General features: G+C 71.6%; 18 protein-coding genes. 8 read left to right on the top strand and 10 right to left on the bottom strand.

What is annotated here, in order from left to right:
* Window positions 1-86 precede the first annotated feature (86 nt).
* Window positions 87-1163: a PQQ-dependent sugar dehydrogenase gene (locus tag QM633_RS11760; RefSeq protein ID WP_415153948.1), complete on the top strand. Its 1077-nt coding sequence runs from the start codon at window positions 87-89 to the stop codon at window positions 1161-1163.
* A 177-nt stretch (window positions 1164-1340) separates the two neighbouring features.
* Here the strand turns inward: QM633_RS11760 and QM633_RS11755 are convergent, their stop codons facing one another.
* The 5 genes from QM633_RS11755 to QM633_RS11735 all read right to left on the bottom strand — a co-directional run bounded on the left by QM633_RS11755 (window position 1341) and on the right by QM633_RS11735 (window position 8537).
* Entirely contained in the window at window positions 1341-3911 is a 2571-nt protein-coding gene (locus QM633_RS11755; RefSeq protein WP_415153947.1) for a glycogen/starch/alpha-glucan phosphorylase, read from the bottom strand.
* Window positions 3912-4025: 114 nt separating this feature from the next.
* Window positions 4026-4871, bottom strand: coding sequence for a carboxylating nicotinate-nucleotide diphosphorylase (gene nadC, locus QM633_RS11750; protein ID WP_415153946.1), 846 nt, complete (start codon window positions 4869-4871; stop codon window positions 4026-4028).
* Window positions 4868-6385, bottom strand: a complete 1518-nt coding sequence (locus tag QM633_RS11745) for an L-aspartate oxidase (RefSeq protein ID WP_415153945.1) — start codon at window positions 6383-6385, stop codon at window positions 4868-4870. The genes nadC and QM633_RS11745 overlap by 4 nt, the downstream gene beginning before the upstream one ends.
* Complete coding sequence (gene nadA / locus QM633_RS11740) at window positions 6382-7368, bottom strand: quinolinate synthase NadA (RefSeq protein ID WP_415153944.1); 987 nt, start codon at window positions 7366-7368, stop codon at window positions 6382-6384. The genes QM633_RS11745 and nadA overlap by 4 nt, the downstream gene beginning before the upstream one ends.
* 269 nt (window positions 7369-7637) lie before the next feature.
* Window positions 7638-8537, bottom strand: a complete 900-nt coding sequence (locus QM633_RS11735) for an NUDIX hydrolase (RefSeq protein ID WP_415153943.1) — start codon at window positions 8535-8537, stop codon at window positions 7638-7640.
* Between the two features lie 77 nt (window positions 8538-8614).
* Here QM633_RS11735 and QM633_RS11730 point away from each other — a divergent pair, with 77 nt between their 5' ends.
* From QM633_RS11730 to QM633_RS11715, 4 genes are all read left to right on the top strand, one after another.
* Window positions 8615-10411, top strand: a complete 1797-nt coding sequence (locus tag QM633_RS11730; RefSeq protein WP_415153942.1) for a DUF2207 domain-containing protein — start codon at window positions 8615-8617, stop codon at window positions 10409-10411.
* A gap of 25 nt (window positions 10412-10436) precedes the next feature.
* The gene (locus QM633_RS11725) at window positions 10437-11381 is read left to right on the top strand and encodes an FUSC family protein (protein WP_415153941.1); all 945 of its coding nucleotides are present in this window, start codon (window positions 10437-10439) and stop codon (window positions 11379-11381) included.
* On the top strand, window positions 11381-12256 hold the full coding sequence (locus QM633_RS11720) for a helix-turn-helix domain-containing protein (RefSeq protein ID WP_415153940.1): 876 nt from the start codon (window positions 11381-11383) through the stop codon (window positions 12254-12256). The genes QM633_RS11725 and QM633_RS11720 overlap by 1 nt, the downstream gene beginning before the upstream one ends.
* 88 nt (window positions 12257-12344) lie before the next feature.
* A complete protein-coding gene (locus QM633_RS11715) occupies window positions 12345-13304 on the top strand; it encodes a hypothetical protein (protein WP_415153939.1) in 960 nt (319 codons plus the stop codon).
* Between the two features lie 6 nt (window positions 13305-13310).
* Here the strand turns inward: QM633_RS11715 and QM633_RS11710 are convergent, their stop codons facing one another.
* Together QM633_RS11710 and QM633_RS11705 are read right to left on the bottom strand one after the other, a co-directional pair.
* Window positions 13311-14588 (bottom strand): glycosyltransferase family 4 protein, encoded by a 1278-nt coding sequence (locus QM633_RS11710; RefSeq protein WP_415153938.1) that lies wholly within the window; start codon window positions 14586-14588, stop codon window positions 13311-13313.
* A 35-nt stretch (window positions 14589-14623) separates the two neighbouring features.
* Window positions 14624-15307: a hypothetical protein gene (locus QM633_RS11705; RefSeq protein ID WP_415153937.1), complete on the bottom strand. Its 684-nt coding sequence runs from the start codon at window positions 15305-15307 to the stop codon at window positions 14624-14626.
* A 114-nt stretch (window positions 15308-15421) separates the two neighbouring features.
* Between QM633_RS11705 and QM633_RS11700 the strand changes: the two genes are divergently transcribed.
* Window positions 15422-16414 (top strand): DUF4192 domain-containing protein, encoded by a 993-nt coding sequence (locus QM633_RS11700; RefSeq protein ID WP_415153936.1) that lies wholly within the window; start codon window positions 15422-15424, stop codon window positions 16412-16414.
* Here QM633_RS11700 and QM633_RS11695 read toward each other — a convergent pair.
* On the bottom strand, window positions 16374-17084 hold the full coding sequence (locus QM633_RS11695; protein WP_415153935.1) for a VIT family protein: 711 nt from the start codon (window positions 17082-17084) through the stop codon (window positions 16374-16376). The two genes, QM633_RS11700 and QM633_RS11695, sit on opposite strands and share 41 nt — an antisense overlap.
* Window positions 17085-17401: 317 nt before the next feature.
* Here QM633_RS11695 and leuS point away from each other — a divergent pair, with 317 nt between their 5' ends.
* Window positions 17402-19873, top strand: a complete 2472-nt coding sequence (leuS, locus tag QM633_RS11690) for a leucine--tRNA ligase (protein WP_415153934.1) — start codon at window positions 17402-17404, stop codon at window positions 19871-19873.
* 60 nt (window positions 19874-19933) lie between these two features.
* On the opposite strand, the gene QM633_RS11685 is transcribed toward leuS, so the two are convergent.
* Both QM633_RS11685 and QM633_RS11680 read right to left on the bottom strand, forming a co-directional pair.
* Window positions 19934-21034 carry an endonuclease/exonuclease/phosphatase family protein gene (locus tag QM633_RS11685; protein ID WP_415153933.1) on the bottom strand — a complete coding sequence of 367 codons (1101 nt, stop codon included), beginning with the start codon at window positions 21032-21034 and terminating at the stop codon, window positions 19934-19936.
* Between the two features lie 43 nt (window positions 21035-21077).
* Complete coding sequence (locus QM633_RS11680) at window positions 21078-21377, bottom strand: DUF2249 domain-containing protein (protein ID WP_415153932.1); 300 nt, start codon at window positions 21375-21377, stop codon at window positions 21078-21080.
* A 158-nt stretch (window positions 21378-21535) separates the two neighbouring features.
* On the opposite strand from QM633_RS11680, the gene QM633_RS11675 reads away from it, so the two are divergent.
* Complete coding sequence (locus QM633_RS11675; RefSeq protein ID WP_415153931.1) at window positions 21536-22444, top strand: helix-hairpin-helix domain-containing protein; 909 nt, start codon at window positions 21536-21538, stop codon at window positions 22442-22444.
* Window positions 22445-22873 lie beyond the last annotated feature (429 nt).

The raw sequence follows: 22873 nt of genomic DNA, 5'->3' as shown, positions 1-22873 counted from the left end.
GTGTGCCGGCCGGGTCGCGTGGGCGGCTCCGCGGTCGCGGGCCGCCCACCCGCCCGTCGCCGAGGACGTGTGCCAGAATTGGACGGGTGATCCGACCCGCGGGCGCCCTCGCAGCCCTCACGGTGCTGCTCGCGGGCTGCACCGTGGACGCCGGCAGCACCGGCAGCCCGGCCGGAACCAGCAACCGTGCGACGGTGGACGCGACGACTCCTGGCGCGGGCCGCACGGTCCTCGCCAGAGATCTCGACGTCCCCTGGGACATGGCGGTGCTGCCCGACTCCAGCGTGCTGGTGACGCTGAGGGACACCGCCCAGGTGGTCAGGGTGACGGACGGCAGGACCAGTCCCGTCGCCACGGTGGCGGGCGTCGCACCGGCGGGGGAGGGCGGTCTGCTCGGCATCGCACTCTCGCCGGCCTTCGGCGAGGACGGCCTCCTCTATCTGTACCTCACCAGCGCCGACGACAACCGAGTGGTCCGCTACCGCTACACCGGTGAGGCGCTCAGCGACCCGACGCCGGTCATCACCGGTATCCCGAAGGGCACCAACCACAACGGCGGGCGGATTCGCTTCGGCCCCGACGGCGACCTCTACATCGGTACCGGGGACGCGGGCGACCCCGGCCGTGCGCAGGACCTGGACTCGCTGGGCGGCAAGATCCTGCGGGTCGCCCCGGACGGGACTGTGCCCGACGACAACCCGTTCGCCAGCGCCGTCTACAGCTACGGCCACCGCAACGTGCAGGGACTGGGCTGGGACGCCAGCGGGCAGCTGTACGCCAGCGAGTTCGGCCAGGACCGCTACGACGAACTCAACCTGATCCAACCGGCCGGCAATTACGGCTGGCCGCAGGCCGAGGGGATGGCCGGTCGTTCGTCGCTGGTCGACCCGCTGCTGGCCTGGGCGCCGAAGGACGCGTCCCCCAGCGGTGTCGCCGTGACCGCCGGCGGCACCGTCTATGTCGCCTGCCTTCGCGGCGAGCGCGTGCTCAGCACCACCCGGATCCGGGACGGCATGACCGATCCGGACGTCCTCCTCGACGACCTCGGGCGGATCCGCGCCGTCGAGGTGGTCGACGGCCGGCTCTACGTCCTCACCAACAACACCGCCCGCGGGACGCCCCGCGACGGCGACGATCAGCTGGTCACGATTCCGCTGGGCTAGGAGACGGCGGAACAATCAGGTCCCGGCTGTGGTGTGCCGGGTCGGGCGATCTGCGGCGGCCGCACCGTGGGGCCAGGGCCAGGATCGCGCCCAGGATGTGGCCTGGCCGCTCAGCCCGCCGGCACAGTGCTCGCTCGGAACAGCATTGCTCAGCGGCTCCTGGCGAGACCTCCCCGCTCAGCGGTCGGGAGTGGCCCTCCAGATGCGGGTGAGGTAGTCGCGCATCGAACGATCGGAGGAGAAGAAGCCGCAGCGGGCCACATTGCGGATCGCCGACTTCGTCCACGCCTCCTTGTTGACGTAGGCCGTCTCGACCCTCGCCTGGGCGTCAATGTAGGACTGGTAGTCGGCCAACGCCATGAACCGGTCCTGGTAGAGCAGGTTCGACACGACCGGCTCGAAGGCGTTGCGGTCACCGTTGCTGAACGCGCCGGACGAGATCAGGTCGATCGCACCCTTCAGGTCGGCGTTCTCCTCGTAGTACTTCGAGGGCTGGTAGCCGGCGGCGCCCAGCTCGGCGACCTCCGGCTCGGACATGCCGAAGAGGAAGAAGTTCTCGTCGCCCACGAGTTCGCGGATCTCGACGTTCGCGCCGTCGTCCGTGCCGACCGTCAGCGCCCCGTTCAGGGCGAACTTCATGTTGCCGGTCCCGGAGGCTTCCATGCCGGCCAGCGAGATCTGCTCGCTCAGGTCGGCGGCGGGGATGAGCTTCTCGGCCAGGGTCACGTTGTAGTTGGCGGGGAACGCGACGCTGAGGCGTCCCTTCAGCCGGGCGTCGGCGTTGATCGTGGCCGCCACGGAGTTGATCAGGTAGATCGTGTCCTTGGCCATCCGGTAGCCGGGCGCGGCTTTCGCGCCGAACACGACGGTGCGCGGCAGGATCGTGGCGGGGTCGACCCGGCCCGAGATGAGCTGGTCGTACAGCGTGACCACGTGGAGCAGCTTCAGGGTCTGCCGCTTGTACTCGTGGAGGCGCTTCACCATCACGTCCAGCAGGTGCCCGTCGGGGAGGTCGATCCCGTCCCTGCTGCGCAGCAGGTTGTACAGCCGGGCCTTGTTCAGTTCCTTGGCCTTGCGGAAGGCGCGCCGGAAGTCCTCGTCCTCCGCATAGGGCTCGAGCTCGGCGAGCCGGTCCAGGTCGGTCACCCACCCGGGACCGACCGTGTCGGTGATCAGTTCGGAGAGCATGGGGTTCGCCATCTTGACGAACCGGCGCGGCGTGACCCCGTTGGTGACGTTGGTGAACTTGTCCGGCCAGTACTCCGAGAAGTCGGGGAGCACCTTCTCCGCGAGCAGTTGGGAGTGCAGTGCGGCGACGCCGTTCACCTTGATGCCGGCGACCGTGGCCAGATTGGCCATCCGCACCGAGCGCTCGGGGTAGTCCGCCACGATCGACATCCGGCGCGCCTTCAGCTCGTCGTCGGGGTAGGCGGCCCGGACGCCGGCGAGGAACTCGTCGTTGATCCGGTAGATGATCTCGAGGTGCCGCGGCAGCAGCCGTCCGAGCAGGTCGGTCGACCAGGTCTCCAGTGCTTCGGGGAGGAGCGTGTGGCAGGTGTAGGCGAAGCACTGGCTGGTGACGGCCCATGCCTCGTCCCAGTCCCACTTCTTCTCGTCGACCAGGATGCGCATCAGTTCCGGCACCCCGATCACCGGGTGGGTGTCGTTGAGCTGGAAGATGATCCGCTCGGGCAGGTGGTGCAGGTCGAACTCCGGCTCGAGGATCTGGTCGATGAAGTCGCGGACCGAGCAGGCGACGAAGAAGTACTGCTGCTGCAGGCGCAGTTCCTTGCCCTGGGGCGTGGAGTCCTCGGGGTAGAGCACCTTGGTGATGTTCTCGGCGAAGGTCTGGGCGCGGACGGCCTCCGCGTAGTCGCCCGCGTTGAAGATCGACAGGTCGAAGGCCTTGGTCGCCTGGGCGCTCCACAGCCGAAGCGTGTTCACCCGCCCGTTCTGGTAGCCGGGGACCATGTAGTTGTACGGGATGCCGAGGACGTTCCAGGCCGGTACCCAGCGGGTGCGCGGGGTGCCGTTGTCGTCCCAGGTCTCGGTGTGGCCGCCGAAGTCGACCCGGACCGCGGCCTCCGGGTGCGGGAACTCCCACGGCGCACCCAACGCCAGCCAGGTGTCCGGCTGCTCGACCTGCCGCCCATCCACGAACGTCTGGCGGAAGATGCCGTACTCGTAGCGGATGCCGTAACCGATGCACGGGACGCTCATCGTGGCCAGCGAGTCGATGAAGCACGCGGCGAGGCGGCCGAGGCCACCATTGCCGAGGCCGGGCTCCACCTCCTGCGCGCGCAGGGTGGCCAGGTCGAGCCCACAGCTCTGGAGGGCCTTGGCCGCGACCTCGTTCAGGTCGGTCGCCATCAGGGCGTTCCCGAGCTGGCGGCCGAGCAGGTACTCCGCGGACAGGTAGCCGACGTACTTCGCCTCGGACTGGCGGTTGTGGCGCAGCGTCTCCAGCCAGCGCGCCATCAGGTAGTGCCGGACGGTGCGCGCCAGCGCGAGGTACTGGTCGTTGACGCTGGAACGCGAGAGCGCGACGCCCTGGCCCGTGTTCAGCTCGCGCAGGAATTCCCTGACGAAGCCGTCGACCGAGTGCGGCGGGGCGGCGACGGGGGCGAGCGCCAGCGGGTGCGTGGGCTTGATCACGGGGCCGAGGGTGGTCAGGCCAGTGGTCGGCTGCTCGTCGGCCGGTGCCTCGGCCTCGGGAACGACGGGATCTGAAACGGTGTCAGCGCTCATTGCGTCACCGTAACGCGGTCGCGTTACGGGCAGGCAACTTGCCCACCCTCGGCCGGGGGGTTGACAGTGTCCGGACGAAGGCAAACGAAGGTGATCGCAGATGGTCCCGCGGGGTCAGCTCCGGTGGTCGAGCCCGATGTCGAGGACGCGGGCGCTGTGGGTCAGCCAGCCGACCGAGATGAGGTCGACCCCCGCCTCGGCGATCGGGACCGCGCTCGCCGGCGTGATCCGTCCGGACGCCTCGGTGACCAGCCGCCGGTCCACCATGGCGACCGCCTCGCGGAGGAGGTCGGGTGCCATGTTGTCGAGCAGGACGGCGTCGACGCCGAGGGGCAGCAGCTCTTCCAGTTGGGCCAGCGAGTCGACCTCCACCTCGATCTTCACCAGGTGACCGACGTGGGCCTTCGCCGCGGCGACGGCTGCCGCGACGCCGCCTGCGACGGCGATGTGGTTGTCCTTGATCAGGACGGCGTCGTCGAGACCGAAGCGGTGATTGGTACCTCCCCCTGCCACCACGGCGTGCTTCTGCAGGGCGCGGAGGCCGGGGATCGTCTTGCGGGTGTCGGCGACCCTGGCGCCGGTGTGGGCGATCGCGTCGGCGATCGTGGCCGTGCCGGTGGCGACGCCCGAGAGGTGACCGAGGAAGTTGAGCGCGACCCGTTCGCCGCTGAGCAGGCCGCGCGCGGGGCCGGTGGCGGTACCGATCACGGTGCCGGGCTGGACGCGGCTGCCGTCGGCCAGCAGGTTGGTGACCTCGATTCGCGGGTCGACCAGCTCCCACGCCAGCTGCGCGCATCCGGTCCCCGCGACCACACCGGCCTCGCGGGCGACGAGGGCGACGGTGGCGGTGGCGTCCGCGGCGATGATCGCATCGGTGGTGATGTCGCCGGCCCGTCCCAGGTCCTCGCCGAGCGCGGCGCGCACGAGCGGCTCGATGACGAACCGGGGCAGCGCCCTCACCGCAGGCTCCCGGACGCCTCGACCTGGGTGCGCCCCGCGGTGGCGCCGGCCTCCACCAGGACGTGGCCGGCGAGCGGGGCGGTCTCGGGGAAGTCCAGCCGGGTGTGACCGCCCCGCGACTCCTCGCGACGCAGGGCAGCCTCGACCAGAAGGGCGCCGACCAGGCCGGCATCGTGCGCCCGGTGCGGCTCGAGGGCGTGGAGGGCCGCTCGCAGACCGGCCGCGTCGCGAAGGACACCGGCGCCCCTGCTCACGATGCCGCGCACCGCCGCCACATCCGGGTCCGGCGTCCACGACGGCCGATCGGGATAGGTGCGCGCCGGAGCCGGCGTGCCGGCGGACGCGCGCGTGTCCCGCCAGTGCCGGGCCACCCGGCGCCCGCACACGACCGCCTCGAGCAGGGAGTTGCTGGCCAGCCGGTTTGCGCCGTGCAGCCCGGTGGACGCCACCTCGCCCGCGGCGAACAGGCCCGGCACAGTGGTGGCGCCGTCGAGGTCCACGAGTACTCCGCCCATGTGGTAGTGGGCGGCCGGCCGCACCGGCAGGAGGTCCTTCGCCGGGTCGAGGCCCGCCTGGACTGCCGTGGCGTAGATCGATCCGAACAGCTCGGCGAACCGGTCGCCCGGGTCCTTGGTCGCGTCGAGGAAGACCCGGTGGCCGGACTGGAGCTGTGCCCACTCGGCGCGGGAGACGATGTCACGGGCCGAGAGCGGGTTGCGCAGCACCCACTCGCCGAGTTCGTTGACCAGGATCGCGCCCTCGCCCCGCACGGCCTCGCTGACCAGCGGCATCGGGTCGACCCCCACGGCGAGCGCTGTCGGGTGGAACTGCACCATCTCGATGTCGCGCAGGACGGCACCCGCGCGATGGGCGAGCGCGAGCCCCTGTCCGCGCGACGACAAGGGGTTGGTGGTGTGCAGGAAGAGCCCGCCCACGCCGCCGGTGGCCAGCAGCACCGTGTCGGTGCGCAGGTCGACCGGGCCGTCAGGGGTCTCGACGAGCACGCCGACCACCCGTCCGGCCTCGGTGAGGATCTCGCGGGCGGGGCTGTGGTCCCACAGCGAGACGGATTCCAGCCGGCGGGCGGCGCTCACCACCGTCTCCAGCAGTTCGGCGCCCGTCCGGTCACCGTGGGCGTGCACGATCCGCCTGCGGCTGTGCGCTCCCTCCAGGCCCAGCCGCAGCCGGCCGGCACCGTCGCCGTCGAAGCCGGCGCCGCGCGCGGCCAGCCAGGCGATGGCGTCCGGGCCGGCGGCGGTGACGTACCGCACGACATCGGGTTCGCACAGGCCGGCGCCGGCGGCGAGGGTGTCCTGGGCGTGGAGTTCCGGGGAGTCGTCCGGACCGACGGCCGCGGCGATCCCGCCCTGCGCCCACCCGGTGGACGTGCCGGTGCTCACGGCCCCGGCGCTGAGCACCACGCAGGGGAGCGGGCTGAGTTCGATGGCCGCGGTGAGCCCGGCGAGACCGGCCCCGACGATGACCGGTCCGCCGGCCTCGACCACGGTGGTCACTTCGCCACCCTGACGGCCAGCATCCGGTCGACCGAGCGCCGTGCGCGCTCGGCGACGTCCGCGGGGATCGTCACCTCGTTGGTCATGGTCTCCAACGCGTGCCGGATGCTGCCCAGCGTGTTGCGCTTCATGTGCGGGCACAGGTTGCAGGGCCGGATGAAGTCGATGTCGGGGTAGGCCTGTGCGACGTTGTCGCTCATCGAGCACTCGGTGATCAGGGCCACGCTGCGCGGGCGCTTCGCGTCCACGAAGCCGACCATCTGGGCCGTGGAGCCGGCGAAGTCCGCCTCGTCGACGACCTCGGGCGGGCACTCCGGGTGTGCGAGCACGGTGACGCCGGGGTGGTCGGCGCGCACCTGGCGGATGTCCTCGGGAGTGAACCGCTCATGCACCTCGCACGCCCCGGGATGCACCACGACCTCGATCCCGGTCTGCCGGGCCACGTTCGCGGCCAGGAACCGATCGGGGATCATGATCACCTTCGGCACCCCGAGGCTCTCGATCACCGCCACCGCATTGCCGGAGGTGCAGCAGATGTCCGACTCGGCCTTGACCGCCGCGGAGGTGTTCACATAGGTGACCACAGGGACGCCTGGGTGCGCGGCGCGCAGCGCGCGGACATCCTGCGGGGTGATCGACTCGGCCAGCGAGCAGCCGGAGCGCAGGTCGGGGATGAGGACCGTCCTGCCGGGGTTCAGCAGCTTGGCCGTCTCGGCCATGAAGTGCACGCCGGCAAGGACGATCACGTCGGCTTCCACGTCGACGGCCTCGCGGGCCAGCGCGAGCGAGTCTCCGACGATGTCGGAGACGCCGTGGAAGATCTCGGGGGTCATGTAGTTGTGGGCGAGGATCACGGCGTTGCGCTCGCGCTTGAGCCGCATGATCGCGTCGACGTCGTCGGCCATGGTCGCCCACTCGACGGACGGAATCACATGGGCGACCTTCCCGTACAGGTCGGCAGCGGTGTGCAGGATGGTGGTCATCGGGCGCGTCCCTTCATCGGTGGCCTTATGCTACGTCTGAGCAAAAGCACGGAGCCGAGTATTCCACGTTCTGAGCAAAAGTCCCAAACCGGACTGCTGGCGGCGCTGGCGGCCCCCGTCCCGCTCCCGGCGGCCCCGTCTCACCCGTCCCTCAGCTTCGGTTTGCTCCCGAAAGGCGGTCTTGCTCCCCGAATTCCGGGAGCAAGACCGCCTTTCGGGAGCAAACGTGGGTGGGCGGGGGCGGACGGGGCGGGGGCGGGCGCCGCGCGTCAGCGTCCGCGAGCGGTCGGCAGCTTGGTGCCTGCGACCTGGCGCTCCTGCAGCACCTGGCGGCGGAACCGGTACAGCCGGGCGGGACGGCCGCCGGTCTCCAGCAGGGCACCGGTGTCCTCGACCAGGTCCTGCTGCTCGATCAGCCGGCGAAAGTTCTGGGTGTGCACGGCGTGGCCGGAGAGCGCCTCGACGCAGTCCTGCAGCTGGCGCAGGGTGAACGCCGCCGGCATCAGCTCGAACACCACCGGCCGGTAGCCGATCTTCGCCCGCAGCCGGGCGACACCGGTGGCCAGCGCCCTGCGGTGGTCGCCGAGCATGCGTCCCCCGGGCGCCAGCCCGTCGTCGGGTTGGCGGGTCTCCTCCGGTGCCTCGGGGACCAGGCCCGCCTCGTACAACAGTTCGTAGCGCTGCAGGGTGAGTTCCGGCTGCCACCCCCTCCCGCCCAGGCCGAAGCTGATCGCCACCCGCTGGAGCCGGTCGTCGCGGTGCTCCGGGTCGGCGTCGGCCCACTCCCGCAAGCGTTCGACGACGGTCCGGGTCTCCTCGCCGCTCGACCCGCGGTGGTCCTCCCAGGCGAACAGGTCGTACCACGCGGTCCAGCCGCCGATGCCCGGCTCGCCGGGCGTGGTCAGGCCGAGGTAGGAGATGGAGATCCGCCTGCCCCGGTCGTCCCGGTCCAGGTCGGCGAAGGTGTACAGCTGTTCCAGGTAGCCGAGCCGGCGTCCGGTCTGTTCCTCCACCCACGCCCGGGTCGCCGCCTGCAGTGAGCGGTGGCTCGGCAGCAGCGGGCCCGCGGGCAGCCGTGGCGGATCGCCGAGGGTCAGGACGGACGGCCGCCCGTCCACCATGGCGACGACGACGGCCAGGAGTTCGGCTGTCACCGCCTGCCCGGTCATGTCGCCCCCTGCCTCTTCCGCGTCAGGATAGCGATGCCTCCCCCTGCTGTCTGGTGCCGCCTTGTTAGGCTCGGACCATGAAGCGCCTGTGGATGACGCTGTTGGTCCTGCTGCTCGTCGTCGCGCCGCTCGCCGTGGCGCCGACGCCGGCGCGCGCGGACAGCGGGGACGGCCGGATCACCGACTACCGCGTCGTGGCGAGCGTGGACGCCGGGGGCACGACATCGGTGCAGTTGGGGATCACCTATTCGTTCGACTCCACCGGCCACGGCATCTACCTCACGTTCCCGCTGCGCCAGGCGATCGCGGACGATCCCGACCACTGGCGGATGCTCGACATGACGATCGGCGCGGTGACCAGCCCCAGCGGAGCGAACACCGAGACCAGCACCGAGGAGAAGGACGGCAACCTGCTGGTCCGGGTCGGGTCGGAAGCGGAGTCGTACAGCGGAGTACAGACCTACGAGGTGAACTACACGATTCGCGGGCTGATCGCGCCCGGGCAGGCGCAGTCGGGCCTCGACGAGTTCAACTGGAACGCCATCGGCACGGGCTGGGAGGTCCCGATCGACGCGGCGAGGGTCAGCCTGACCGGTCCGACCGCGGTGTCGAGGGTGAGCTGCTTCACCGGAGCCGATTTCGATCGGCCCTGTCCGGCGACCAGCGACGGTTCCGCCGCGACCTTCTCCGCCACCGGCGTCGGCGACGGGGAAGGGATGCAGGTCACCGCCGGCTTCCCCGCCGGCACCTTCGCCGGCGCGGACGCCCGCCTGACCCGGCGCTTCACCATCGGCAACATGTTCCCGTTGACGCCGCTCACCGGCGGGGTCACCGCGGCGCTCGCCGCCCTCGGTCTCGGTGCGGTGTTCCAGCGAACCCGGCGGAGCCGGCGCGACCAGGTGTACCTGGGCCTCACCCCCGGCGTCCTGCCCGCGCCCGGCCAGGAGAGCACCATCGGGTACGACACGACCAACGCGCCGGTCGCCGTCCAGTTCACGCCGCCTCAGGGTGCCCGTCCCGGTGAGCTGGGGACGCTCACGGACGCGACGGCCGACGACCGGGACGTCACCGCCACGCTGATCGACCTGGCCGTCCGCGGCCACCTGAAGATCACCCAGACCGGGAAGAAGGACTGGACGCTGACCAGCCTCGGCAGACCCGACCGGCTCGTCGACTACGAGGCCGCTCTGCTGGGAAAGATCTTCTCCCGGGGCAACGAGGTGACCACCGACGACCTCAGGGACTCCCGCTACTCCGACGCCCTCTCGGCCACCAAGGACGCGCTCCACGCCAGGGTGAAGACCGACCTGAAGTGGTTCACGGCCAATCCCGCCCACGTGCGCGCAGGGGCGGCCGCGATCGGTGTCCTGATCGCGCTGGCCGGGGCGGGCGCGGGCCTGCTGCTCGGCCTGGTCGGGTGGGGGCTGGTCGGTGTGGCCGGCGTGCTGACCGGCCTGTTCGTCCTGGCGCGCAGCAACCACTTCGGTGCCCGCACGGCGACCGGCTCGGCCGTCCTCGCCCAGACCAGGGGCTTCGAGCTGTATCTGCGCACCGCCGAGGCCGACCAGATCCGGTTCGAGGAGGGCGTGGACGTGTTCTCCCGGTACCTGCCCTACGCGGTCATGTTCGGGGTGGCCGAACGCTGGACCAAGGTGTTCGCCGAGCTCGCCGACCAGGGCCGCTACACCTTCAACACCGCCGGCTGGTACGTGGGCTACGGCTACGGGTTCAGCTACCACGGCTTCGCGTCCTCGCTGGACTCACTCGCCAGCACGATGTCGAGCTCGCTGCAGCACGCGACGGCCGCCACCAGCGGCGGCTCCGGCTTCTCCGGCGGCGGCGGCTTCGGCGGCGGTGGCGGCGGCGGCTGGTGATGCCGCGCCGATAGGCTCGGTGGGCATGACGGGCAGGTGGGGTTCGTGGGCGGTGCCGCGCGGGGTGCTGCTGCTCTGCACGGCCGTCGCGCTCGCCCTGCTCGCTCCGCTGATCGGCGGGTACCTGCTCGGAGGTGTGCCCGCCGCGCTGGCGATCGGACTGGGATACATCGCGTGCGCCGGGCCCGCGCTGGCGCTGCGCCCGCGGCATGCCCTCGCCCTGGCCGTGCCTGCCGCGATGGCGGGCGCCGTGGCCGTCGCCCTGCGCGGACAACCGCTCGCGGCGTCGTGTTTCGTCGCGCTGTGCTGCCTGCTCGTCGCGCCAGCGAGCATGGTGTCGGACGCATTGATGGTCGGCCTGCCCAGTGTCGCCGCCGTTCTCGTGTCAGTTCCCGGTGATCTCGAGCCGGGCCCGGTCGCGCTGTGGCTGCTGGCGGGGGGTGCGGTGGTGGTCGCGGTCGCGTCCCGGCTGCCTGCGCTCCGTCCGCCGGCTGGAGGACTTCCCGCTCCTCGGGCGTGGCTGCACGCGAGCGTGATGGCGGTGGCGGTGGGGACGGCCGTCGGTACGGTCGCGTTGCTCGACTGGCCGCACGGCTACTGGCTTCCGCTCACCTTGAGCATCGTGCTCCGTCCCTACGACGACGAGACGCTGCGGCGGTCCTGGCAGCGCGTGGTCGGGACCGTGGCCGGCGCCATCCTTGCGGTCATGCTGTCCCTGGTCCTGCCTCTTCCCTGGGTGGCGGTGGCCGTCGGCGCCTGCTTGGTGCTCGCCCTGTGCTACCTGGTCATGGCCGACTACTCCCGCCAGGTTGTCTTTCTGACCCCGGTGGTGGTGCTGCTCGGATCTGCAGGCAGCCTGGGCGGCGTGGCGGCGGAACGGGTGATCTTCACCGTGCTGGGAGCAGTGCTCGCAGGGACGATCGCGCTCGGGCTGGCATGGTTCGACCGGCGACGGCTGAAGGAGGGCTGATGGGCGCTGTGTTCCTCGCGGGGGTGCCGTTGTGGGCGGTCGCGCTCGCGCTGCCGCTGGTGCTGCTGGAGGGCTGGCTGCTCGGATCGGCGGCACGCTGGCTGCTGCGGGGCAGGGCGAGGCTCGGCGTGTCGACGTCGATCGTGATCGCCGTCCTCGGCACATCGATCGGGCTGCTGGTCGCGGGCTGGCTCGCCCCCGACTCGCTGCTGTGGAGCCCGCTCACGCTGCTGCTGGCCCTGGGTACCACCGTGGTGGCGATGGCCGGGTACGGAGCGGTCGCCGCCCACTTCCAGCGTCCGCAGCGCCAGACCGCGGCCGAACTGCTCCGCGCTGGGGAGTCCGAGCGGGTCGAGTTCAAGTCCACCGCCAGGGTGAACCTGCGCACGGGGGCGAAGGACGAACGCATGGAGCAGGTGGTCGCGAAGACCGCCTGCGCGTTTCTCAACGCCGACGGCGGCACCCTCGTCGTCGGAGTGGACGACCGGGGAGCGCCGCTCGGCCTGAGCGCCGACCTGGCCACCATGAAGAGCCCGGACGTGGACCGCTACGAGCTGTGGCTCCGCGACCTGTTCACCACCACGCTGGGGCAGGCCGCCGCGGCGGGCATCCAGATCCAGTTCCCCGAGGTTCCCGGGGACAGCCAGGATGCGGTCACGATCTGCACGGTGACCTGTACCCCTTCGCCCCGGCCGGTCTACCTGCGGCCGAGCCGCGGCGCGGCGCCGGAGCTGTGGGTGCGGTCGGGCAACTCGACGCGACAACTGGCCGTCGACGCGGCCGCGGAGTACGTCATGCACCGCTGGCCGCTCGGCACCGGGTCGAACCTCGCCGCGCAGCTGCGGGCGGCCGTCCGCTTCTCGGAGGAGCACTGAGCTCCCGCGGCCGTAACGTTGCCGATCAGGGGTTTCGTCTCGCACCGGCTAGGCTGGCGGCCACATCGCTCCTCACCGACAGGCCGGAATGACCCCATCGACACCGCTGTTCATCCCGGGGTTCTCGCTGTTCCAGCAGAACATTCCGCTCGCCATCGGCATCGTGGTCGTGGCGTCGTTCCTCTTCGCCGGTGGTTCGACGATCCAGCACCTCGCGGTGAGCCGGAGCGTCGACAAGGATGCGGAGAACCGCTCGATGGGGCTCGGGCAGGTGCTCGACCTGTTGCGCAATCCCCGCTGGTTGCTCGGCCTGGCCACGGTGGTGCTCGGCGCGAGCATCCACATCGTCGGGTTGATGATGGCCCCGGTCACGGTGGTCCAGCCGGTCGGGATCCTCGCCGTGCCCTGGGCGGTGCTGCTGGCGGCCAAGATCCACGGGATCCGTCCGACCAGGGCGACCTGGGTGGCGGTGGCCATGACTATCGCCGGCATCGTGGTGTTCACCCTGTTCTCGGCCCACAAGGCCGCACCGGACACCGAGCTGCCGCCGGCGCGGATCGTCGTCGCCTGTCTGATCGTGTTCGCCGTCGGCGGCCTGCTCGGGTACCTGGGTCGCTTCGGGACGCCGGCGCTGCGCTGCCTGATGTGGGCCTCCGGCGGCGCGTTCTTCTACGGGCTCAGCTCGGCGATCATCAAGACGCTGAGCGAGTTGGTGCGGCTGGGTGACTTCACCTCCCGGCCGCTGTTCTGGACGATGATCCCGTTCCTGCTGACCTGCTACCTCGTCGGCGGGTGGATGGTGCAGCAGGGCTACGCCAACGGGCCGGCGGAGATCGTGGTCGGCTCGATGACCACCACCGATCCCATCGTCGCGGTCACCTTCGGGCTGGCCGTCCTCGGCGAGGGCGTCCGGCTCGGGCCGCTCGACGCCCTGGGCATGGCGATCAGCGGTGCCGTGGCCGTGGCCGGGGTGTTCCTGCTGTCCAAGTACCACCCCGAGGCGCAGCGCGCCCGGACCGTCCCCGGCCCCCAGCTCGCCACCGAGTAGGCGGATTCAGCCGACAGACGCGTCCGCGTGGGTGCGGATCGCCTCGGTGTAGACCGCCACGTAGGCCTCGCGCATCGCAGCCGCGGTGAGCGAGCCGACCAGGTCGCCGGACGCGGCCGACATCGCCAGCAGGCGGGCGGGGTTCCCGGCGAGTTCGGCCATGCCGGCTGCCAGCGACGCCGCGTCCGGTCCGGTGAGCAGTGCGTTGTCGGGGCCCACGCCGACCGTGAGCCGGTCGTCGCAGTACAGGATCGGGGTGCCGGTCGCCGCGGCCTCGGCGAGGACCAGGCCCTGGGTGTCGAAGCGGTAGGACGCGAGCACGAACACGTCGGCGTCGGCGATCTCCTGCGCGATCAGGTCCGCGTCGTCGAAGTGGCCGAGGAACCTCACCGTCCCGTGTCGCACCCGTGCCGCCGCCTGGCGCAGCCCGGCCTCGGACGAACCGGTCCCGACGATGTGCAGTTCCGCGTCGTCGCGGCCGAGCCGGCCGAACGCCTCGACGATGGTCTCGACCCGCTTCTCCGGGCCGAGCCGACCACAGCTGAGGAACCGGATCGGGCCACCGCGTGGCCGCTGCCGTCGCGCGCGGACGAACGCGTCGGCCACCCCGGACGCGACCACGTGGCCGCGTCCGGCGAGTGCTCCGCCGGACGCGGCGGTGATCGCGTCCACGACGAAGCCGGCCGGCGAGGTGAACGCGTCGACGGCGGACGCCATCCGGGCCAGGCTGCGCCAGTCGCGGGCGGCGAGCCGGGAGTCGGCGGTGAGCTCGGGATGGTCGGTGAGCGCAGCAGGGCTGCCCCCCGTCCTGTGCGCGACGCGGCGGAGCCAGCGTCCGGACCAGTCCAGGTAGGTCAGGGAGTTCAGGCTCGAGGCGAGCGGCGTCGTCCGGTGCGTACCGACGTAGTTGGAGTGGAAGGTGTGCACGTGCGGCACGCCGAGCAGGCGGGCCACCTCGGAGGCCAGGAACACCGATCCGCGCTCGTTCTGCGAGTGCACGACATCGAGCTGGTGGCCGGCGGCGATCCTGCGCGCGAGCGCAGGGGTGCATTGCAACGAGCACAGGTAGCTCGGCGTCCCGGGAACCCGCCAGACCGGCAGGCCCTGCCACGCGTTGTCGGCCGGTGGGGTGAGCTTCACCCGCGGCGCGAAGAGGGTGACCCGGTGGCCGGCGAGGTGCAACTGCTCGAGTTGCAGCTGGACGGATCGCGCGACGCCCCCGGACTCGGGGTAGAAGTCGTCGGTGAAGATGCCGACCTGCAGTGCGGCTGCCGACGTCGTCACCCGGTCACTGTAGCGTCCGGCCGGTGCGCGGCCGCTCAGCCTGCGACCGGCAGCGCGGACACCTGGTTTCCGCTCGCCGTGTACAACATGATCGTGCTGGCTCCGCGCTGCAGCGGGAAGAAGACCCAGCCGGTCTCGGAGCCCCCGGTGTCGATGGGGCGCCCGGAGAACCGCGGGTTCTGCGACCCGGGCTCGGACGCGGTGGCCTGGACGTCGTCGTTGCCGAACGCCATGAAGGAGTAGGTCACCGGCCCCTGGTCGGCGTACACACGGATCTCGACCTCGAGCCCAGAGTCGGTCCAGCGGTGTTCGAGGATCTCCCACCGTCCGGACACGCTCTGGTCCGGAGTGACGAACGGCAGTCCCGGAGCGGACGCGGTGGCCGTCGGTGTCGCGCCGGCGCTCGGGCCCGTGGACGGGGACGCCTGCGGAGCGCGCAGCGAGGTGCCCGCCCAGATCAGCCCCGCCACGACGATGGCGATCACGGCGACCAGCAGGGGAAGCCGTGACCTCGGCGGCGCGTACTCCTCGATCGTCACCGACGGCAACGAGGAGCCACCCAGCGGCCGGTCGCTCGGCTGCGACGGGGGAGTCGCTGCGCCGAAGGACGGACGGCCGCCGTCCGAGAGCGGCGCCGGCGACCAACCGGTCGGTGGGGCGGAACGCCCGGTGCGGTCCGGGTCGCCGTTCGGGGTGGTCGGGGGAAGCTGGTCGGTCATCGCGGCCAAGGCTACCCCGCCCCCCACCGGCGATGCTGTGGACGATCCGGAGCGACCCGGCATGCCTGTGGACAGGTGAGCGGTGCCTGAGCCGGCTGCCGAGGATGGCAGGGCGTGAGCGTCTCAGAACAGCCGGCCCGACTGGCCGTGCACAGTGTCGACGACCTGGTCGGTCTGGTGCCCTATCTGCTGGGCTTCCATCCCGAGGAGTCCCTGGTGGTGCTCGTGCTCGAGCGGGGTTGTGTGGCCGTCACCGCACGCATGGACCTTCCGCCGCCGGAGTGCGCGCACGGGCTGGACCGCGTCCTGACCCGCCTCTTCGGCCGCTTCCCGACCGCGGAGGGCTGGTTCCTCGCGTTCACCGACGACGACCGCCTCGCCTGGGAGGTCCTGGCCACCTGCGTCGAGGTGGTCGGTATCGCCCGGCTCGGGCGCCTGATCCAGGTCGGCGCCACCCACTGGACGGCCGATCGTCCCGGCGGCGTCAGCCACGTGCACGGCGGCGGGGCGAGCACGGCGGCGGCGGAGGCCACGCTGCTGGGGCTTCCCGCCCGACGTTCTCGCAGCGACCTGGCCGCCAGCATCGCCGGGCCGCCGGACACGGAGGTCGAAGCCCTGCTGGCCGAGTTCGACCTGCGCGCGCCCGAGGTCGACGGTCTCGGCGCGAGGGGACGCCGACGGCTGTTGCGGCGACTGCTGCGCACCCCCGGCCACCTCGGCGTCGCGGACTGCGTCCGCGCGGTGCTGCTGGTACGTCGCGGCGAGGCGCAGGTGGCCGCCCTGCGCGGCCTGTGCAGGGCGAACGCGGAGCAGCAACTCGAGCTGTGGACCCGGGTCGCGCGACACAGCCTCCTCCAGGATCGGCCGACGGTACTCGGGCTGCTGGCCATGGCTGCCTGGCAGACCGGGGACGGTGCCCTGCAGGTGGTGTGCCTGGAGGAGATCGACCGACTCGATCCCGACCTGCCCCTGGGGGCCCTGTTGGAACTCCTGAACGCCGAGGTGGTTCCGCCGTACGAGTGGGACGGGCTGCGCGAGTCGCTGCTGGCCGGATTGGCGGAGGCGCTCAGAGGTGTTGACCAACCAGTGCACCGACCAGATAGGTGAGCCCCATGGCCAGGCTGCCGACCACGAGGTTGCGCACGACGGCCGGCAGCACGCGGGCTCCGCCGAGCCGCGCGCTGACCAGGCCGGTCGCCAGCAGCGCCACCAGGACGGCGATCACCGTCAGCGGGAGCCGCACCGCGACCGGGGCGGCGACGAGCGCCACCAGGGGGATCGCCGAGCCGGTGACGAAGGAGACCAGCGACGCGCGGGCCGCCGCCCAGGCGGAGACGTGGTCCTCGGCGTCGAGGTTGAGGAACACCTCCGCGTGCGCGTCGAGCGCGTCGTGCCGGGTGAGTTCGGCGGCGACCTCGCCGGCGAGGGCGGGGGACAGACCCCTGGCCGCGTAGTGGTCGGCCAGCTCGCGCAGTTTGCCTTCGGGGTTGGTGGACAGTTCGCTCTCCTGCCTGCGCAGCGCCGCGACCTCGCTGTCCCTCTGGCTGCTCACCGACACGTACTCGCCACCGGCCATGGACAGGGCGCCGGCCACCATGCCGGCGAGCCCTGCGACGAGCACGGCGCCGCTGTCGGTGGTGGCACCTGCGACACCGAAGACCAGGCCCGCGGTCGACACGATGCCGTCGTTCGCGCCGAGCACGCCTGCGCGCAGCCGGTTCAGCCGCTGCGGCAGCGACTGCTGTTGCACCGAGGTGGACCGGGTAGTGAGCGTCATGCAACCCATCGTTCTGGTGCATCACCCCTAGTCGCAAGCTAGGAGAGGCTTCCCTAACCGCTGTTTTCGAGGCGGGCCGAACCCCTCGGATACTGAATTGTGAGTAGCCGCCGACGCCGGCCGACGCCGGGCTCGGGCCGGTCGGCGAGGCGCCTGCCGATCCGATAACATGGGTTTCGTGCACCACGCATCCCTGTTGCTTGGATAGCCGCGATCACGTCGAGTGGTCGCGGCGGCCCCTGGCGAGCCTCAAGGCCCGCGGGGGCTTTTTCATGCCGTAGCGGGATGTGCGCGAGAGGACGAAGGAGACACCGGAAGTGACCGCCGAAGCAGAACGCAAGGGGTACGACGCCGCCGCGGCGCAGGAGAAGTGGCAGCGGTTCTGGGAGGAGGACGGCACCTTCACGCCGCTCGACGACGGCACCAGGGAGCGCCGCTACGTCCTCGACATGTTCCCCTACCCGTCCGGCGACCTGCACATGGGTCACGCGGAGGCGTTCGTGATGGGTGACGTGGTCGCGCGCTACTGGAAGCTGCGTGGCTTCGACGTGATGCACCCGATCGGCTGGGACTCCTTCGGCCTGCCCGCGGAGAACGCCGCGATCGCGCGCGACGCGCACCCCGCCGACTGGACCTATGCCAACATCGAGACCCAGGCGCGGTCGTTCAAGCGCTACGGGCTGAGCCTGGACTGGTCGCGGCGGCTGCACACCTCGGACCCGGAGTACTACCGGTGGACGCAGTGGCTCTTCCTGCGCTTCTACGAGCGCGGGCTGGCCTACCGCAAGGACTCCTACGTCAACTGGTGCCCGAACGACCAGACCGTGCTGGCGAACGAACAGGTCGTCCAGGGGCTGTGCGAGCGGTGCGGTGCCGTTGTCACCAAGCGCAAGCTCACCCAGTGGTACTTCCGGATCACCGAGTACGCGCAGCGGCTGCTGGACGACATGGGGCTGATCGAGGGAAGCTGGCCGGACCGGGTGCTGGCCATGCAGCGCAACTGGATCGGCCGGTCCGAGGGTGCGTGGGTCGACTTCACGGTCGAAGGCCGCGAAGAGCCCGTCCGCGTGTTCACGACCCGTCCGGACACGCTGTACGGCGCGACCTTCTTCGTGATCGCGCCCGAGGCCGCACTGGCCGCCGAGTTGGTGACCGAAGAGCATCGTGCGGCGTTCGAGGAGTACCTGGAGGTCACCAAGCGCGCCACCGAGATCGAGCGCCAGTCGTCCGAACGCCCGAAGACCGGCGTGTTCCTGGGCGTCCACGCGATCAACCCGGTCAACGGAGAGCGGCTGCCCGTCTACGCAGCCGACTATGTGCTGGCCGACTACGGCACCGGCGCGGTGATGGCGGTGCCGGCGCACGACCAGCGTGACCTCGACTTCGCGAAGGCGTTCGGGCTGCCCGTCCGCGTCGTGGTGGAGACGGGCCGGCCCGACCCGGGCGAGACCTGGGTCGCGACGCCCGGCGACGGCGCCTACGTGAACTCGCCGGCCCTGGAGGGCCTGGCCGACAAGAAGGCGGGCGTCGCGGCGATCACCGACCGGCTGGCCGCGGAGGGACGTGGCGAGGCCGCGGTCACCTTCCGCCTGCGCGACTGGCTGCTCAGCCGGCAGCGGTTCTGGGGCTGCCCGATTCCGATCGTGCACTGCCCCTCCTGTGGGGAGGTGCCGGTGCCGGACGACCAGCTGCCGGTCCGGCTGCCCGACCTGCGTGGGGCCGCCCTGGCCCCCAAGGGCACCAGCCCGCTCGCGTCCGCGACCGACTGGGTGAACGTCGAGTGCCCGAGGTGTGGCGGCCCCGCGCAGCGCGACACCGACACCATGGACACCTTCGTGGACTCGTCCTGGTACTACTTCCGCTACTGCTCCCCGAACCGCGACGACGTCGCGTTCGATCCGGCGGACGTGGCGAGGTGGATGCCGATCGCACAGTACGTCGGAGGTGTCGAGCATGCGATCCTGCACCTGCTGTACAGCCGGTTCTTCACCAAGGTGCTCCAGGACATGGGCATGGTCGACTTCCCGGAGCCCTTCCTCGCGCTGATGAACCAGGGCCAGGTGATCAACCAGGGCAAGGCGATGAGCAAGTCGCTGGGGAACGGCGTCGACCTGGGAGCGCAGATCGACACCTACGGCGTGGACGCGATCCGCACCACCGTCGTGTTCGCCGGCCCCCCGGAGGACGACATCGACTGGGCGGACGTCTCCGCCGGATCGTCGCTGAAGTTCCTGCAGCGTGCCTACCGGCTCGCCCAGGACGTGGCGAGCGAGGTCGGCACCGATCCCGAGACCGGCGACCTCGGGCTGCGCCGGGCCACCCACAAGGCCGTCGCCGAGATCACCGAGTCCCTGGAGTCGCGCCGCTTCAACGTCGCGGTCGCCCGGGTCATGGAGCTGGTCAACGCCACCCGCAAGGTGATCGACTCCGGTGCCGGTCCGGCCGATGCCGCCGTCCGCGAGGCCGTCGAGGCCGTGGCGGTCACGCTGAGCCCCGTGGCGCCGTATGTGGCGGAGGACATGTGGGAACTGCTCGGCCACGCGCCCTCCGTGGCCGGTGCGGTGTGGCCGGTCGTCGACCCCAAGCTGCTCGTGGCCGAGTCGGTGACCTGTGTCGTGCAGGTGCAGGGCAAGGTGCGCGCCAAGCTGGACGTGGCCCCCTCGATCACCGAGGCCGAGCTCACCGAGGCGGCGCTCGCTGACCCGGGTGTGCAGCGGGCCCTGGCCGGACGCGATGTGCGCCAGGTGATCGTCCGCGCCCCTCGGCTGGTCAGCATCGTCCCGGCCTGACGGCGTCGGGGCTGTCCGGGCCGGGAGGGGCGGCCGAGCCCCGGATCCGGCGCTCCGGCCTCAGGGCGCCAGGGCCAGGTCGACCAGCAGCCCGAGGTGGTCGGTCCCGGCCACCCGGATCGTCCGGGAGCCGGTCGAGGTGAACTGCCCGGACGCCAGCACATGGTCGATCTGGATCAGCGGCGGGTACCAGGCGTCCGCGGGGAAGGTGGGCTGCCAGCCGCCGGTCATGCTCCTCAGGCCCGCCTTCGCCGAGAGCTCGCGAAGGGTGAGGTGCTCGGCCGTCGCGTTCAGGTCGCCGGCCACGACCAGGGGTCCATCCTGGTGGCGCAGGGCGAGCGCCGTGACGGCGTTCGCGTCGTCGAGCCACGCGTCGAGGCCGTGCACGGGGTTCGCCGGATGGGCTGCGAGCAGCGTGAACGGCGCATCCGGCACGGCCACGCGGACGGAGAAGTCGGTGAACCTGGTGTCTGGGGCGTCATCGCGCTGACTGAGCGGGTAGCGCGACAGGATCAGCGTGCCGCGCGCGTCCCCGGTTCCGGTGGCGGTGTCGTAGTCGGTTCCCGCGGTACCGGCCTGGTAGGGGAGGAGGCGGGTCCACCCGGCCCGCCGGAACACCTTCGCGTCCGCTCTGGTCACCTCCGAGAGCACGACGACGTCGGGATGGTGCCGCTCCGCGTCGTCCCGCAACTGGTCGAGATCGGCCAGCCCGAAGCGGAGGTTGAGCGCCAGCACCGACACCGAGGTGGATCCTGGCACCCGCGGGGCCTGGGCCGCGGGCAGGTAGGCCCGCAGAACTCCCAGGTGCAACGCGAGTCCGAGCGCCAGCGGCGCGGCGACGAGCCGGGTGCGGCCCCGCGCGCCGGCCAGCGCGAGGACGACCGACAGCAGCCAGAGCAGCGCGCCGTAGGGCGCGAACGAGGCGGCCATGGCCAGCCACGCGTGCAGCGCCTGCAGCTGCGGGGCCGCGACGAGCAGGAGCAGCGCTAACCCGAGGAACCCGCAGACGAAGGAGCTGACCAGGAGCCAGCGGATGCTGCGGGGGGCGGCGGCCGTGCCCGACGGACGACGGATCCTGCTCTTCTTCCGCGTCGATGTGCGACCAGTGGCCGGGCGCGCCTTGTCCGACCGCTGGTTGCGCTGCGGGGTGGCCTGCTTCACGCGGTCCAGCTTCCCCGGTCCGACAAGGCCGACTGTCCTCGGCTCAGCGCCGGGTGAACTCCAGCCGGAAGACGGCGGGTCCGCGCTCGAGGTAGGCCAGGTCGAGCGCCCCGGGTGCTACCCGGTTCAGCTGGGTGAGCAGAGGCAGCGGATCGTGGTCGACCACGAGGACGACCTTCTGGCCGGGCTTCATGCTGGTCAGGCCGCCGATGATGGCGCCGTGCCGCAGCACCTTCGGCAGCGAGCTGGCGAGAAGTTCCGGAGTGTTCTCGGAGGACCCGCAACCGCAGCCGCAGCCTCCCGCACTGGCCGGGGGCTTGGCGAGGTTCAGCTGGGTGGCCACGGGGTTTCCTCCTGCGGGTCGAGGTTATGGCCGTAGGCTACCCGCCGCCCGCGGGCCCGAACGAATCCTCCTGTGGACAGGGCGTTGCCGAGGCAGGGTTTTCCACAGCCGGCTGGAGCCGGTGAACGGTGCTGGCGGACGCTGCCGATAGTGAGGACATGAAGGTGGCTCCGGATCCGGTGATGAGCGAGGTCGTGCGGCAACGCCTCGAACTCCTGCTCGCTGAGCTGCAGCCGCGGCATGCGATCGAGGACGACCCGTGGGGCGTGCCGTCCGGCACCGGCGGCGACCCGCCGGGGCAGGGCGAGTTCGGAGTGCCCGCGACGCGAGACGATCCCTCGGGTACGGGGGAGGCAGCCGGATCAGCGAGCCCACCGCCGCGGGCTGGTCGTCCCGGGCAGCGGGTCGCGCTGGAGACGGGGGGAGTCGTCGCCAGGGCGGCTGAGCGTGTCGCCGGCTTCACCAGGGAGCACCTCGCAGCGGTGGTGGTGCTCCTGCTCGTCGGCTGCGGCTGGACGGTCTACACCATGCTGCAGGCACGTTCGACGCCGGTCGCGGTCGCGACCGCACCGTCGGTGGCGGACGCGCCGTCGGTCGCCGTCAGCCCGACCCCGTCCGCGACCCCACCGGCGAAGGTCCTGGTCCACGTGATCGGGGCGGTCCGGTCGCCCGGGGTCGTCGAACTGGCCGAGGGCAGCAGGGTGACGGATGCGATCGCCGCTGCCGGCGGCCTGACCCGCACCGCCGACACGGGCCAGCTCAACCTCGCCGCGGTGGTCGCCGACGGGTCCCAGGTCGTCGTGGGCACGCGCTCGAAGCCCGGTGGCGAGATCCGCGGTGCCGGTGGCGAGACCGGTGGCGGCGACGGGGGCACGGCGAAGGTCTCGCTCAACACCGCAACTCTTGAACAGCTGGACACCCTGCCCGGAGTCGGTCCGGTCACGGCGCAGCGGATCCTCGACTGGAGGAAGGAGCACGGGCGCTTCGCCGCGGTGACGGAGTTGCAGGAGGTCGAAGGGATCGGGCCCAAGACCTACGCGGACCTCGCCCCGAACGTCCGTGTCTAGGAGACTGCGGAACAATCATGTCCCGGCTGCGGCGCGCCGGATCGGGCGATCTGCTGCGGCCACACCTTGGGGCATAGGGCCAGGATCACCCACAAGATGTGGCCTTGCCGCTCATCCCGCCCGGCCCGTCCTCGCTCGGAACAGCGTTGTTCAGCAGCCTCCTAGGACGCCGCTGAACAATCGCGCTCGGGCGGTTCTGCTCTCGGGCCCCGCTCCGGAAGCCCGGCGGTCAGTCGCGGGCGCCGCCGTGATTGGGGGGTGACGTGAGTGGACGCATCCGTGCAGGCCGCGCGGAACGAGCCGGGCGCGGTCCCCGACGGGCGGCCGCCCCTGCTGGCCGCGGCGGTCTGGCTGGGCGCGTGGGGTGGGACCGGCGGGGACGGCGGGGCGCTCGCGGTCGTCCTCGGCCTTGGCCTGGCTCTCGGGTTG

Source organism: Propionicimonas sp., assembly GCF_047606205.1.
Classification (GTDB): Bacteria; Actinomycetota; Actinomycetes; order Propionibacteriales; family Propionibacteriaceae; genus Propionicimonas.
The sequence above is the reverse complement of the archived record's forward strand: the minus strand, read 5'-3'. Positions and strand labels throughout refer to the sequence as shown.